This is a genomic window from Sphingomonas canadensis, assembly GCF_026013525.1.
GTDB classification, from domain to species: domain Bacteria; phylum Pseudomonadota; class Alphaproteobacteria; order Sphingomonadales; family Sphingomonadaceae; genus Sphingomonas; species Sphingomonas canadensis.
On sequence record NZ_JAPDRA010000002.1, the window covers coordinates 330862 to 344729 of the forward strand.

Consider the following 13868-nt stretch of genomic DNA (forward strand, 5'->3'; position numbering starts at 1 on the left):
CCCCTCCTGCGACTCTGAACAATATTGTCTGATGATAGCGCTACCAATGGTGCCATGCTATCGGCCCATGCTATCGGCTTTGTCAACGGCATCCTATGCCGGCCGATGTGGAGAGGACGGGATACGCATGGTGAAGTGGCTTGTTTCGCTGGCGCTGGTGCTTGCCATCGCGCTGCCGGGCGTGGCGCGCGCCGAGGACGGGTACGACCTGTGGCTGCGCTATCGCCCGGTGGAGGGCGAATGGCACAAGGCCTATGATCCCGCCGTCACCGCGCTGGTGGTGCAGGGCGGCGGCGCCACGATCGCGGCCGCCGCGGCGGAGCTGGAGCGCGGGGTCAAGGGGATGCTGGGCCATCGCCTGCCGCGCACGGGATCGGTGGCGGCGGATGGCGCGGTGGTGATCGGCACACCCGCCACCTCGCCGATCGTCGCAGCGCTGGGGCTGCCGCTCGCGGGTCTTGGCGACGAGGGCTATCTGATCCGCTCGGTCACGATCGACGGGCGCCGCGCCACCGTGATCGCCGCGAACGGGGAGAAGGGGGTCCTCTACGGCGCCTTCCGCCTGCTCAAGGCGATGCAGCTCCGCGAGCGGATCGACGCGCTCGACATCGCCGACGCCCCGAAGCTCAAGCTGCGCGTGCTCAACCATTGGGACAATCTCGATCGCCATGTCGAGCGCGGCTATGCGGGGCAATCGCTGTGGGACTGGCAGAAGCTGCCGCTGCACCTCGATCCGCGCTACACCGATTATGCCCGCGCCAACGCCTCGATCGGCATCAACGGCGTGGTGCTGACCAACGTCAACGCCAATGCCGAGATACTGAAGCCCATCTGGCTGGAGAAGGTGAAGGCGCTGGCGGGGGCGTTCAGGCCCTATGGCATCCGCGTCTATCTCACCGCGCGGTTCAGCGCGCCGATCGAGATCGGGGGACTCAAGACCGCCGATCCGCTCGATCCCGCGGTCGCGGCATGGTGGAAGGCGAAGGCGGACGAAATCTATCGCGTCATCCCCGATTTCGGCGGCTTCCTGGTGAAGGCCAATTCGGAGGGGCAGCCGGGGCCGAACGACTATCATCGCACCCATGCCGATGGCGCGAACATGCTGGCCGACGCGCTGGCGCCGCACGGCGGGATCGTGATGTGGCGCGCCTTCGTCTATGCCGCCGAGAACCCGGAGGACCGCGCGAAGCAGGCCTATACCGAGTTCCAGCCGCTCGACGGCAGGTTCCGCGACAATGTGATGGTGCAGGTGAAGAACGGCGCCATCGATTTCCAGCCGCGCGAGCCCTTCCATCCGCTGTTCGGCGCGATGCCGCGCACGCCGATGATGATGGAGTTCCAGATCACCAAGGAATATCTCGGCTTCGCCACCCACCTCGTCTACCTCGGCACGATGTGGGAGGAGGCGCTGGCCGCCGATACTTTCCGCCCGGCGCGCGGCACCACGGTGGCCGATGTGCTGGAAACCGCGGTGGATGCCGCCGCGCCCACCGGCATGGCCGGGGTCGCCAATATCGGCAGCGACCGCAACTGGTCCGGTTCGCAGTTCGATCAGGCCAATTGGTACGCCTATGGCCGCCTCGCCTGGAACCCGCAGGGCGGGGCGGAGGCGATCGCGCGCGAATGGATCCGCATGACGTGGAGCGGCGATCCCGCCACCGTCGATGCCATCGCCGGGATGATGATGGGATCGCACGAGGCGGTGGTCGATTACATGACCCCGCTCGGCCTCGCCCATCTGATGGCGACGGGCCACCATTATGGCCCCGGCCCCTGGGTATCCGATCTGGCGCGGCCCGAATGGAACCCGGCCTATTATCACAAGGCCGACGCCGCCGGCATCGGCTTCGACCGGAGCAGGACGGGCAGCAACGCGGTGGCGCAATATGCCCCCGAACTCGCCGATCGCTTCGGCAGCGTGAAGAAGGTGCCCGAGGAATTCCTCCTGTGGTTCCATCACCTGCCCTGGGATTTCCGCGTCCGCTCCTCGGGCCGGACGCTGTGGGACGAGCTGGTGGTCCGCTACGATCGCGGCGTCGCGGCGGTGGCGGCGATGCAGGCGCGCTGGGCCGCGCTGGAGAGCAGGGTGGACCGGCGCCGCTGGGAGGAGGTCCGCGACTTCCTCGCCATCCAGCGCGAGGAGGCGCAATGGTGGCGCGACGCATCGATCGCCTATTTCCAGTCGGTCTCGAAACGCCCGCTCCCCGAAGGCCACGCCGCCCCGCCCATGCCGCTCGACCATTACAAGGCGATCGACAACCGCTACGCTCCGGGGAACTGAGCCGGGCGTCTCCGGCCGGCCACCGTCCCCCTTCAGGGCCGCTGCAACCCCCGCAGCAGATACTGGCGGACATAATCGCGCAGCCGCGGCGTCGGCGTGCCCAGCACGCCGCGATGTTCGGGCGCCAGATGCTCCGCCGGATCGCCATGCTTGCGGAACACGAAGGTGTCGAACATCGCCTGCCACGCCGCGCGCCGTTCCGGGGGCAGCGGGCCGATCGTGGTGGCGGCATAGACCATCGCGTCGAAGCGCGCGGCCATGTCGGGCGAATCCACCCACCAATAGTTCACCAGCACGTTGACCGGCGACAGCGCCTCGACATGGTGCCACCACAGCGCCGGGATGAAGATCGCATCGCCCGGCTCCAGCTCTGCCGACACGGCATGCGCCATCGCTTCGGCGAAGCGCGGGTAGCGGTCCAGGTCCGGCGCGGCCAGGTCCACCATGCTCGCGGGCTGCCCGGCCATCGTATGGTCGAGCGGCCCGGCGTAGAGATTGTGGATCTGGTCCGGCGGGAACAGCGTGAAGCGCCGCCGCCCGGCCGCCACCACCGCGATATTGTCCGAAGCGTCGAAATGGGTGCTGACGATGCTGGCGTTGCCGATCCAGATGCGCGGCACCCCACCCATCGCCTCTGCGGCGGGCAGGGGGTTCGCCTCGGCCAGCCCGGGCAGCAGCCGCGCCGTCTCCAGCGCGCCGGCATAGACGGCGGGCGGCTCGGCGGCGGCCTCGATCCCCTCCAGATAGCGCAGCAGGCCGCTGAGCGGCCCCCGGCGGCGCTCGAAGTTGAAGCCGCGCATGTCGGCGGCATAGAAGAAGCGCCGTCCGGCCCCCGGCGCCGCCCAGAAGGCCTCCACCTCCGCGCCCCGATCGAAGCCGAGCAGATAGCTGGAAAGCGCGCCCGTGCCCTCGCGCGCGGCCGCCACCAGCGGCCAGCGCGCGGCCAGTCCGCGGATCACGACGGGGCGGTATGCCGCGGCCAGCGCCGCAGCGCCGCCCTCCAGCGCGCCGGCATCCATTTCGCCGATGCGTCCGCCGCCGCCATTCATTCCGTGGCCCGCCTTCCCGGAAACATGACAAGGTAATTCAGACACATATGGAAAATAGCTGACATAGCCAGGAAAGCGCGCTGCGCCAGGGTCGTGCGGTGTCCACCGTTGCGTCGCATGCGTTCTCGCTCAATTCGCGCCCGCGGGTCGCGTCCGCCCGGGTGGGCGAGGAAGGCGAGCCCATCCTGCGCATCGGCGGGCTGATGCGCAACCCGATGGCGCTGGTCGATCATGCCGCGGGGGAGGGCGTGTTCGCCCCGGCCTATGGCCCGGCGGGCGGCTATCCCGGCGTGCGCGCGGCGGCGCCGCTCGATTATGTCGCTGCCGTGGTCCGCGCGCTCGATCCGCTGCTGTGCCAGGCGTTCGGCCTCGGCGCGGCGCGGCCTGCGCACGCCGAGTGCAATTATTCGATGGTCACGCTGCCCGCCGAACGGCTGGTCGCGGATCAGCGCGCGCCGCATGTCGATACCGATACGCCAATGCAGCTCGCGCTGCTCCACTATCTGTGCGGCCCGGAACATGGCGGCACGGGCTTCTTCCGACATCGCGCCACCGGATTCGAACGGGTGACGCCCGATCGCCTCGTCCGCTATCGGGCCGCGCGCGCGCAGGATGCGCCGCCCGGCCCGGGCTATGCCGCCGGCGATAGCGGCGCGTTCGTCCAGACTGCCGCGGTCCCGGCCGCGTTCGATCGGATGCTCGTCTATCGCAGCCATCTTCTCCACTCCGGGCTGATCGCGCCCGCAGCGCCGCTCTCCGCCGATCCCCGGCGCGGGCGGCTCACCGCCAACATCTTCCTCACCTACGCACCGTCCTGATCCGGAGTTCGAAAAAAAAGGCGCCGCCGGGGTGAACCGGCAGCGCCAGGGCAGGGTGTGATCGTCGATGCCTAGAAGTTGAAGCGGACGATGCCGGAGAAGCGGCGATCGTTCATGTACCAGCCGCGCGGCACCCGGATGTTGCCCGGCGTGTTCGGGTCAGTGTCCGTATCGATCGCCGCGGTGGTGCGCGTCACCTCGTTGAGGAGGTTCGAGCCCTGGATGCCGACCTTGATGTTCGGCGTGATCGCGAAGAACACCGATGCGTCGAGCTGGCCCGTCGCCTCGTTGAAGATCGGATCATAGGGCACGATCACGTCGCGCACCGTCAGCAGGAAGTCCGAACGCCACGAATAGGTCGCACGGGCCGAGAACGGGCCGATGTCGATGAACGGGGTGATGTTCAGCGTGTGCTTGGACAGACCCTGCAGCGGCAGCTCGGCGGTATTTATCGTCGTCACGCGGCCCGCGCCCACGTCCGGATCGGTCGACGAGAGCGTGCTCTGCGGAACGCCGGAGGAATGGACGTAGGTGTAGTTCGCCTGCAGGCCCAGGCCCTTCAGGAAGCCGGGCAGGAAGTCGAACGTCTGCTGATAGGCGACCTCGAAGCCCAGGATCTTACCCGTATCCGGCGAGTTGCCCGGCGTGGTCACCACCGCGCTGAACGTCTGGCCCGCGTTGGTGAAGTCCAGGCGCTCCGTGGTGTTGGTCAGCACGCCGTGCAGCCGCTTGTAGAAGCCGGAGAGCGTGACCTGGCCGACGTCGGAGAAATACCACTCCGCGGTCAGGTCGAAATTGTCCGCGGTGGTCGGCTTCAGATAGGGATTGCCGACGGTGGCGGTCGCCTGCAGCGTGTAGCTGCCCGGGATCGCCTGGCCGTTGGCGTTCACATTCTGCACCGGCGCAAGCGTGAGCGGATAGAAATTGCGGATATATCCGGTCTGCGGCGGCGCCACGCCCTTGAAATAGGCAGCGCGGAACTGAACGCCGCCGCCCACTTCGAGCTTCAGGTTCATGCTCGGCAGCCAATAGTTGTAATTGGTCTTCACCGTGCTGGCGATGTTGGCGCCGTTCGCCCAGGCCCGCGCCTGGTTCCGCACGGCGACGCTGAAGGTGCAGAACGGCGGCGGATCGTTCGGCGGCACCACCGCGGCGCAATCCGTGTCGGTCGGGAAGTTACCGAGCAGGAAGCTCTGCGTGCCCGAGGACGTGCGATCCGTGGTGGTGTAGCGCACGCCGACGTTGCCGGTCAGGCGCCACCCGTTCGAGAATTCGCTGTCGATCCGGGCCATGGCATAGCCGGCCCAGTTCTTCTCGCGGATCGGGTTGATCTCGCCCGGCAGGAACGGCGTTCCCGCGACCACTCCCGGACGGTTCGCCAGCGAAACCCAGCCGCTGCCGCCACCCGTCGGGTTGGTTGTCCATTCGCGGACGATCATGTTGGCGTAGCGGATCATGCCCGCATAGTCGCCCACGGTATCGCCGGCATAGAACAGGCGCGGCTGGCCATTGAGCGGGTTGGCAACCGATCCGCGGAAGAAGTTGGGGAAGCCATAGGCCTCCCATCCGCCGATCGGCGTGCCGGTGCTGTGATCGGTGCTGTCGCCGTTCACGGGGGTATCCAGCCAGATCGGGCCGTTGTTGCCCCACTGCTCGGACAGCGCACCCCAGTTATAGGTGGAGAAGCGCGCAGTCTGGTCGCGGTCGGCATAGCGGCCGCCAACCTGAACCGATTTCAGGAAGTTGTTGTCGGGGAAGCTGTATTCCAGGTCGAGGCGGAAGGCGTCGGAATTGCCGTCGCTCTGCTCGATATGGTCCATCGCCGCGCGATAGAAGCTGTTGAACGGATCCGCGAAGCTGTTGTGCCCGGCGCCGTAATAGGCGGGGCTGTACTGCGATCCGGCGACGTCCGCCGGGCGCGATCCGAATCCGGCGCAGTCGTTGTCGCCGCCCGGCGGGTTGGTCGCGTTGGCGGAGGGGCCGCTGCAGACCTGCGGCGGGGTGAACTGCACCGTCGGGAACTTGCTGCCGTTCAACTGGATGAACGCATTCTGATAGGTCGAAATCCAGAGCGTATTGTCCAGCAGGTCGGTGGTCGAGCGGACGTGCTGGTAATCGAACTTCAGGCCCAGCCGCTCGTTCACGTCCCACTTGAAGTTGAAGCCGATATCGTCGGTCACCAGCTTCTGCTGCTGATCGCGGCGGATATTGTTCGACTGAAGGCCCAGCATCGGCACGCGGGCGGCGCCGGTGAACTGGTCCGCACGCCAGCCGGTCGGCCCGGTGATCGTGCCGCTGGAGAACAGCTTGTCCGAATCGAACGCCAGCGTGGTGCCCACGACGCGGCGGGAGTCGCCGTTGCCCGCGACGTTGTCGGTCGCGATCTCGATCGTGCGCTCGGTCCATTCCTGGCGCGCGTCGGAACGCAGGAACTGGAGCAGCGCCTCCATCGATCCGTCGTTGCTGCGCCACTGAACCGCCGCGCCATAGCCATAGCGCTCCCGGTCGAACTCCTGTGTGCCTTCCACGGCGCCGCGCGGGAAATATCCGCTGCCGGTGATCGTGGTCGGCGCCGCGGCGCCCCCGATGTCGCTGGCGTCACGGGTGTTCTGGACGACGTCCCCATCGGAATAGATGTTGCGCAGGCGGAAGCTGGAGAGCTGGAAACGGTCCGCCCGGGTCTTCAGCCGCGAATAGGACACGTTGGCCAGCACGCCGAACTCGCCGACGCCGGTCTCCCAGCGGTTGCTGATCAGGAACGATCCCGTCGGCGCCCACTTCTTCACGAAGTCGCCATAATTGGCCTCGGCCGAAGCAGCGATCGTGAAGCCCTTGGCGTCGAACGGACGGCGGGTGCGCAGGTTGACCACGCCGGAGATGCCGCCTTCGATGTGATCGGCCGACGGCGATTTGAACACGTCCACGCCGCCCAGCATTTCGGAGGGCACGTCGGCGAAGCTCAGCGCGCGGCCGTTATTGGCACTGAAGGTTTCGCGCCCGTTGAACTCCGACATCACATAGGTGAGGCCGCGCACGACCACGCCCGAACCCTCCACCGAGAAGTGGTCGGGATCGACGCCGGCGGCGAAGCGGTTGATCGACACGCCCGGGATGCGCTGCAGCGCCTCGGTCACGGAGCGGTCGGGAAGGGCGCTGATGTCCTCGGCGGTGACCGAGTCGACGATCACGTCCGAATCCTTCTTCAGCTTCTGCGCGCTCTGCAGCGAATCGCGATAGCCCTTGACGACGATCTCGTCGCCGCTGTCCTGGTCCTGCGCACTTTCGGCCTGCGTATCCTGTGCCCATGCAGGACCGGCCACCGAAAGAACCGCCAGCGCCGCCGCGGAAACCCCGGCGCGAAGCAGCCCCGAGCGCGACATGGCAGCGTTGTCACGACGATTGAATGAAACGAGCTTGACCATCAAGCTATCCTCCCCTCCTGTTAGCGCTATCACCTTATGGTGTTCGCTTATCAGGCGCGTAGCTAATGGAGATCGGGGCCCGAGATCAAGCCATCTTGTCACAAATTGGCCATTAACGGGCGCGTTGCGTGTCGAATATGCAACGAAATGGCGCTGCTGCTGCCATATCCGCAGGACCGTTTGCGCCGCGTTGACGCTCGCCGGACGGGAGCGCTAACAATTCCGCTGGGAGAGGAAAGCCGATGCTCGTGAAGCGCATCCTGATCGTGGGAGGCGGCACCGCCGGGTGGATGACCGCGGCGGCGCTGGCGCACAAGCTCGGCAGCACGCCCGTCGAGATTCGCCTGATCGAATCGGCCGAAGTCGGGACGGTCGGCGTCGGTGAGGCCACCGTGCCGCACATCCGCCATTACAACGCGACGCTCGGCTTCGACGAGGCCGAGTTCATGGCGCGCACCCAGGGCACGTTCAAGCTGGGCATCGAATTCGTGAACTGGGGCCGGATCGGCGACAGCTATATCCACCCCTTCGGCGCGTTCGGCGGCGATATCGGCGGGGTTCCGTTCCATCACCAGTGGCTGCGCATGCGCCAGCGGGGGCCGGTGCCGGATTTCGAGGCGTTCTCGCTGCCGGTCCAGGCGGCGCGGCGCGGCCGGTTCCGCCATCCCGGCACCGATCCCGCGTCGCCGCTCAACAGCTACAACTATGCCTATCAGTTCGATGCGGGGCTCTACGCCCGTTTCCTGCGCGAATATGCCGAGGCGCGCGGCGTGCAGCGCAAGGAGGGCAAGGTCGTCGATGCCGCGCTGGAGGGCGAGAGCGGCTTCGTTCGCTCTGTCACGCTGGAGAATGGCGAGAAGCTGAAGGCGGACCTGTTCGTCGATTGCTCGGGCTTCCGCGGGCTGCTGATCGAGCAGGCGCTGAAGACCGGCTATGAGGAATGGACGCACTGGCTGCCGTGCGATCGCGCCATCGCGCTGCCCTGCGCGAACGAGGAGCGGATCGCCCCCTTCACCCGCGCCACCGCCCAGAAATCGGGCTGGGTTTGGAAGATCCCGCTGCAGCACCGCTGCGGCAACGGCCATGTCTATTCCAGCGGATTCCTTTCGGATGAGGACGCGCTGGAGACGCTGCTGGGCGCCATCGCCGCGCCGCCGATGGCGGAGCCGAACCGGCTGCGCTTCGTCACCGGCAAGCGCAGGCGGCAATGGGTGGGCAACGTCGTGGCGATCGGGCTTTCCTCGGGTTTCCTGGAGCCGCTCGAATCGACCAGCATCCACCTGATCCAGCTCGCGATCGGCCGGCTGCTCGATCTGTTCCCCACCCAGGCGTGGGACCCGCTCGATGCGGAGGAGTTCAACCGGCTGATGGCGTTCGAATATGAGCGCGTCCGCGACTTCATCATCCTCCATTATCACGCCACCCAACGCGACGATTCGGACTTCTGGAACCATTGCCGCACGATGCGGCTGCCGGATTCGCTGGAATATAAGATGGCGTTGTTCCGCGAACGCGGCGTGGTGGTGAACTATCGCGACGGCATGTTCCTGGAGCCGAGCTGGCTGGCCGTCTACCTGGGCCAGCGCGTCCTGCCCCGCCACGCCGATCCGCTGGCGGAGAAGGTGGCGGAGGACCAGGTTCTGGCGGCGATGGCCGCGATGACGGCGCGCAATATTGCCATGGCGGATGGCTTCCCCACCCATGAGGCGGCGCTCGCGGAGCTTGCCGCGGCCGCGGCGGCCTGAGGGCGCGGGATGGGGCATATCCGCGATATCGTCATCGCCGGGGGCGGCGTCGCGGGGTGGATGAGCGCGCTGGCGTTGGCCAATGCGCGTGCGGGCGAACGAGTGACGCTGGTGGAAACCGGCGGGCCGGACCACAGCCTGGGTCCGTTCGGCCCGGCCGAGGCGACGCTGCCCGAATTCGCCGCCTTCCTGATCGCCAACGGCATTGACGAGGATGCGCTGATGCGCGCGGCGCGGGGCAGCTTTTCGCTGGGCGGCGCCTTCAGCGGATGGGCGGGTGAGGGCGTCACCTGGTTCCTGCCGCATGGCGAAACCGGGGCGCCGATCGGGCCGGTGGCCTTCCACCATCTCGCCGCGCGGCTGCGCGCGGGGCGGCGCGAGGTGCGGCTGGCCGATTTCTCGCTCGCGGCGGTGGCCGCGCAATCGGGCCGTTTCGCCCGGCCCAGCGCGGATCGCCGGTCGCCGCTGTCGGCGCTGGGATATGGGCTGCATCTCGATCGCGCGGGGTTCGCGGCGCTGCTGCGCGATCGCGCGCTGGCGGCGGGCGTGGCCGCGCATCCGGCGCCGCTGCGCGCGGTGCGGCTGGCCGGGGATGGATCGATCGCGGCGATCGAAACCGGGCCGGGGGAGGTGGCGGGTGATCTGTTCCTCGATTGCACCGGCCCGGGCGCGCTGCTGATCGGCGGTGCGCTGGGCGTGGGGTTCGATGGCTGGTCGCAATGGCTGCCGTGCGATCGCGCGATCGAATGGAGCAACGCGGCGGAGGGCGTGCCGCCGCCCTATGCCCATTCCGGCGCGTTCGATGCCGGCTGGCGGCGCATGCTGCCGCTGGCGCGCGGGCAGGGGGAGGCGCTGGTCTATTCCTCCGCCCATCTCGACGATGCGGCGGCCAGCGCGGCGTTCGGCGGGGCGGCGCCGGTGCCGGTGGCTTTCGGGCGGCGGGCCAGCTTCTGGCGGCGCAACTGCGTGGCGATCGGGGCGGCGGCGGCGCTGTTCGATCCGCTCCACGGCACCGCACTCCAGCTCGTCCATTCGGCGCTGCGGCGGCTGATCGCGTTGTTCCCGCATGCGGCGGACGGGCCGGAGGGCGCGGAGTTCGATCGCATCCAGCTGGCCGAGGCCGATCGCGCGCGCGATTTCCTGATCCTCCATTACAAGACCAACGGGCGGAAGGGCGATCCGATGTGGGATGCCGCCCGCGCGATGGCGGTGCCCGATCCGCTGCAATACAAGCTCGATCTCTATGCCAGCCGAGGGCGCCTGCCGGTCTATGACGAGGAGCTGTTCGACCGGCCCGAATGGATCGCCGTGCTCGATGGCCAGGGCGTGCGCCAGCGCCGCTACGACGCGCTGGCCGATGCCATTCCCGAACCCGCGCTGATGCAGCATTTCGGGCGGCTGCGGGAGGTGATCCTCCAGGCCGCGAAGCAGCTTCCCGGCCATGGCGCCGCGCTGGCCGCCGCCGGGGTGCGCGCATGACCGCATCCGGGCCGATCCGCAGCGTGGTGATCGTCGGCGGGGGCACCGCCGGCTGGATGGCGGCGGCGGCGATGGCCAAGCTGGTCCGCGCGGGCGTCTCGGTCACCCTCGTCGAATCCGATGCGATCGGCACGGTGGGGGTGGGCGAAGCGACCATCCCGCCGATCCGCAACTTCAACGCGCTGCTGGGCATCGACGAGGCCGATTTCCTGGCCCGCACCGCCGGTTCGATCAAGCTGGGCATCGAGTTCGTCGACTGGACGCGCGAGGGGCATCGCTATGCCCACCCCTTCGGCGAATTCGGCTTCGATCTCGATGGCGTGAAGTTCCACCATTATTGGCGCAAGCTGCATGAGAGCGGCGCGGCGGGATGGATCGAGGATTATAATTTCTGCGCGGTGGCGATGCGCGCGGGCAAATATCTGCCCCCGGTGGCCGATCCCAATTCGGTGCTGTCGCGGCTTGCCTATGCCTATCATTTCGATGCCTCGCTCTACGCCGCCTATCTGCGCGAATATGCCGAGGCGCGCGGCGTGGTGCGGCGCGAGGGCCGCGTGGTGGACGTCGCGCTGCGCGGCGAGGACGGCTTCATCGAGTCGGTGAAGCTGGAGAATTCCGGCAACATCGAAGGCGACTTGTTCCTCGATTGCTCGGGCTTCCGGGGGCTGCTTATCCAACAGGCGCTGGGCACCGGTTTCGAAAGCTGGGCGCATTGGCTCCAGTGCGATCGCGCCGTGGCGGTGCCCAGCGCCTCGGCGGGGGAGGAGGTCACGCCCTTCACCCGATCCACCGCGCGCGCGGCCGGCTGGCAATGGCGCATCCCGCTCCAGCATCGGGTGGGCAACGGATATGTCTATTGTTCCAATGACATATCGGATGAGGACGCGCGCGCCACGCTGCTCGCCAACCTGGATGGGGAGCCGCTGCGCGACCCCTTCGTCATCCGGTTCGAGGCGGGGCGGAGCAAGCTGGTGTGGAACCGCAACTGCGTCGCGCTGGGCCTTGCCTCGGGATTCCTGGAGCCGCTCGAATCCACCAGCATCCACCTGATCCAGACCGGCATCTCAAAGCTGCTGGCGCTGTTCCCCGATCGCGGTTTTTCGCCGGTGGAACGCAATGAATACAATAGGTTGAGCATCACCCAGCTTGAGCAGGTGCGCGATTTCATCATCTTCCACTATCACGCCAACCAGCGCCGCACCGGCGACCTGTGGCGCCGCGTGCGCGAGATGGAGGTGCCCGATACGCTGGCGCGCAAGGTGGCGCTCTTCGCCGAGGGTGGGCGCTTCTTCCGCTATGAGGACGAGCTGTTCGCCGAATCGAGCTGGATCGCGGTGATGCTGGGGCAGGGCGTGATGCCGCGGCGCTGGGACCGGCTGGTCGACGCGATCGACCCGGCCGAGGTCAAGGACCGGCTGGACCGCATCCGCGCCGCCTTCGCCCGCGCCGCCGAAGCCATGCCGCGCCACCACGAATGGCTCGCGAAACACTGCCCGTCCACGGTGCCCGCGCCGATGCCGCAAGTCACCGCAGGCGCTTGAAATCCAGGGGAAAACAGGAATGTCCGACAGCCGCATCCGCAAGATCGTCATCGTCGGCGGGGGAACCGCCGGCTGGATGACCGCGGCCACCCTCGCGCGGATCCTGACGACCCGGTATTGCGAGATCACGCTGATCGAATCCGACGAGATCGGCATCGTCGGCGTGGGCGAGGCGACCATTCCCCAGATGGCGACCTTCAACCGCATGCTGGGCCTCGACGAGAACCAGTTCATCCGCGAGACCAGGGGCAGCTTCAAGCTGGGCATCCAGTTCGTGAACTGGGGCCGGATCGGGCACCGGTATTTCCACCCCTTCGGCCGCTATGGCCTTGATATGGGAGGCGTTTCCTTCCACGCCTATTTCCTGCGCATGCACCAGGCGGGTGAGGCGCCGGACATCGACGAATGGTCGCTCCAGGCCAAGGCCGGGCAGATGGACAAGTTCATGCGATCGATCGACGCGGGCAATTCGCCGCTGTCCGACATCGCCTATGCCTTCCACTTCGATGCCGGGCTCTACGCCCGTTTCCTGCGCCGCTACGCCGAGGAGCGCGGCGTGGTGCGGCGTGAGGGCAGGATCACCGGCGTCAATCTGCGCGGCACCGACGGCTTCGTCGAATCGGTGACGATGGAGGACGGCGCCACCGTGGAGGGCGAGCTGTTCATCGATTGCTCGGGCTTCCGCGGCCTGATCATCGAACAGGCGCTGAAGGCGGGCTACACCGATTGGTCGCACTGGCTGCCATGTAACCGCGCGGTGGCGGTGCCCTGCGCCAGCGTCGATTCCTGGACGCCCTACACGCGATCGACGGCGCACAGTGCCGGCTGGCAATGGCGCATCCCGCTGCAGCACCGCATCGGCAACGGCCATGTCTTCTCGACGGACTATATGAGCGAGGACGAGGCGACCGCGATCCTGCTCGCCAACCTGGACGGCGAGCCGCTGGCCGAGCCGCGCACCGTTCCCTTCACCACCGGCCACCGCAACAGCTTCTGGGAGAAGAACTGCGTCGCGATCGGACTTGCCTCTGGCTTCATGGAGCCGCTCGAATCCACCAGCATCTGGCTGATCCAGAGCGGCATCGCCCGGCTGATGGCGATGTTCCCCGATCGCGGCTTCGCCCCCGCCGGGCGCGAGCGGTACAACCGCATCATGCTGACCGAGTTCGAGGAGATCCGGGACTTCCTGATCCTCCATTATCATGCGACCGAACGGACCGATTCCCCCTTCTGGAACTATTGCCGCACGATGGAGATCCCCGAACGGCTGGCGGAGAAGATGCGCGTCTATCGCGAGCACGGCCGCGTGTTCCGCGAGAATGAGGAGCTGTTCAATGACACGAGCTGGTTCGCGGTGATGTTCGGGCAACTCATGCAGCCGAAGGGCTTCGATCCCGTCGCCGAGGTGATGAGCCTGGAAGAGACGCGCGACCGGCTGGCGCATATCCGCCAGGCGATCGCCAATTCGGCGGATTACATGCCCGCGCACCGCGAGTTCATCCGCCAGAACTGCGCGGCGGAGGCGGCATGATG

8 protein-coding genes are annotated in these 13868 nt (G+C 67.5%); 6 read left to right on the forward strand and 2 right to left on the reverse strand.

The window, feature by feature from the left end:
- Nucleotides 1–127 precede the first annotated feature (127 nt).
- Nucleotides 128–2281, forward strand: a complete 2154-nt coding sequence (locus OM513_RS06625) for an alpha-glucuronidase family glycosyl hydrolase (RefSeq protein ID WP_264943363.1) — start codon at nt 128–130, stop codon at nt 2279–2281.
- A 32-nt stretch (nt 2282–2313) separates the two neighbouring features.
- Here OM513_RS06625 and OM513_RS06630 read toward each other — a convergent pair whose 3' ends face one another.
- A complete protein-coding gene (locus OM513_RS06630) occupies nt 2314–3300 on the reverse strand; it encodes a cupin-like domain-containing protein (RefSeq protein ID WP_264943364.1) in 987 nt (328 codons plus the stop codon).
- Nucleotides 3301–3428: 128 nt separating this feature from the next.
- On the opposite strand from OM513_RS06630, the gene OM513_RS06635 reads away from it, so the two are divergent.
- Complete coding sequence (locus OM513_RS06635) at nt 3429–4148, forward strand: DUF6445 family protein (RefSeq protein WP_264943365.1); 720 nt, start codon at nt 3429–3431, stop codon at nt 4146–4148.
- Between the two features lie 71 nt (nt 4149–4219).
- Here OM513_RS06635 and OM513_RS06640 read toward each other — a convergent pair whose 3' ends face one another.
- Complete coding sequence (locus OM513_RS06640) at nt 4220–7528, reverse strand: TonB-dependent receptor (protein WP_264943366.1); 3309 nt, start codon at nt 7526–7528, stop codon at nt 4220–4222.
- A gap of 284 nt (nt 7529–7812) precedes the next feature.
- Between OM513_RS06640 and OM513_RS06645 the strand changes: the two genes are divergently transcribed.
- From OM513_RS06645 to OM513_RS06660, 4 genes are read left to right on the forward strand one after another with little or no spacing between them, the layout of a single operon-like run.
- On the forward strand, nt 7813–9315 hold the full coding sequence (locus OM513_RS06645) for a tryptophan halogenase family protein (RefSeq protein ID WP_264943367.1): 1503 nt from the start codon (nt 7813–7815) through the stop codon (nt 9313–9315).
- Nucleotides 9316–9324: 9 nt separating this feature from the next.
- On the forward strand, nt 9325–10794 hold the full coding sequence (locus tag OM513_RS06650) for a tryptophan halogenase family protein (RefSeq protein WP_264943368.1): 1470 nt from the start codon (nt 9325–9327) through the stop codon (nt 10792–10794).
- The gene (locus tag OM513_RS06655; protein ID WP_264943369.1) at nt 10791–12335 is read left to right on the forward strand and encodes a tryptophan halogenase family protein; all 1545 of its coding nucleotides are present in this window, start codon (nt 10791–10793) and stop codon (nt 12333–12335) included. The genes OM513_RS06650 and OM513_RS06655 overlap by 4 nt, the downstream gene beginning before the upstream one ends.
- Nucleotides 12336–12354: 19 nt before the next feature.
- The gene (locus OM513_RS06660; RefSeq protein ID WP_264943370.1) at nt 12355–13866 is read left to right on the forward strand and encodes a tryptophan halogenase family protein; all 1512 of its coding nucleotides are present in this window, start codon (nt 12355–12357) and stop codon (nt 13864–13866) included.
- Nucleotides 13867–13868 lie beyond the last annotated feature (2 nt).

Excerpts from the sequence above, each read along its gene's own strand:
- OM513_RS06645 (WP_264943367.1), top strand. The coding sequence starts at position 7,813 with ATGCTCGTGAAGCGCATCCTGATCGTGGGAGGCGGCACCGCCGGGTGG.
- OM513_RS06640 (WP_264943366.1), bottom strand. The coding sequence starts at position 7,528 with ATGTCGCGCTCGGGGCTGCTTCGCGCCGGGGTTTCCGCGGCGGCGCTG.
- OM513_RS06660 (WP_264943370.1), top strand. The coding sequence starts at position 12,355 with ATGTCCGACAGCCGCATCCGCAAGATCGTCATCGTCGGCGGGGGAACC.
- OM513_RS06630 (WP_264943364.1), bottom strand. The coding sequence starts at position 3,300 with ATGGATGCCGGCGCGCTGGAGGGCGGCGCTGCGGCGCTGGCCGCGGCA.
- OM513_RS06655 (WP_264943369.1), top strand. The coding sequence starts at position 10,791 with ATGACCGCATCCGGGCCGATCCGCAGCGTGGTGATCGTCGGCGGGGGC.
- OM513_RS06625 (WP_264943363.1), top strand. The coding sequence starts at position 128 with ATGGTGAAGTGGCTTGTTTCGCTGGCGCTGGTGCTTGCCATCGCGCTG.
- OM513_RS06650 (WP_264943368.1), top strand. The coding sequence starts at position 9,325 with ATGGGGCATATCCGCGATATCGTCATCGCCGGGGGCGGCGTCGCGGGG.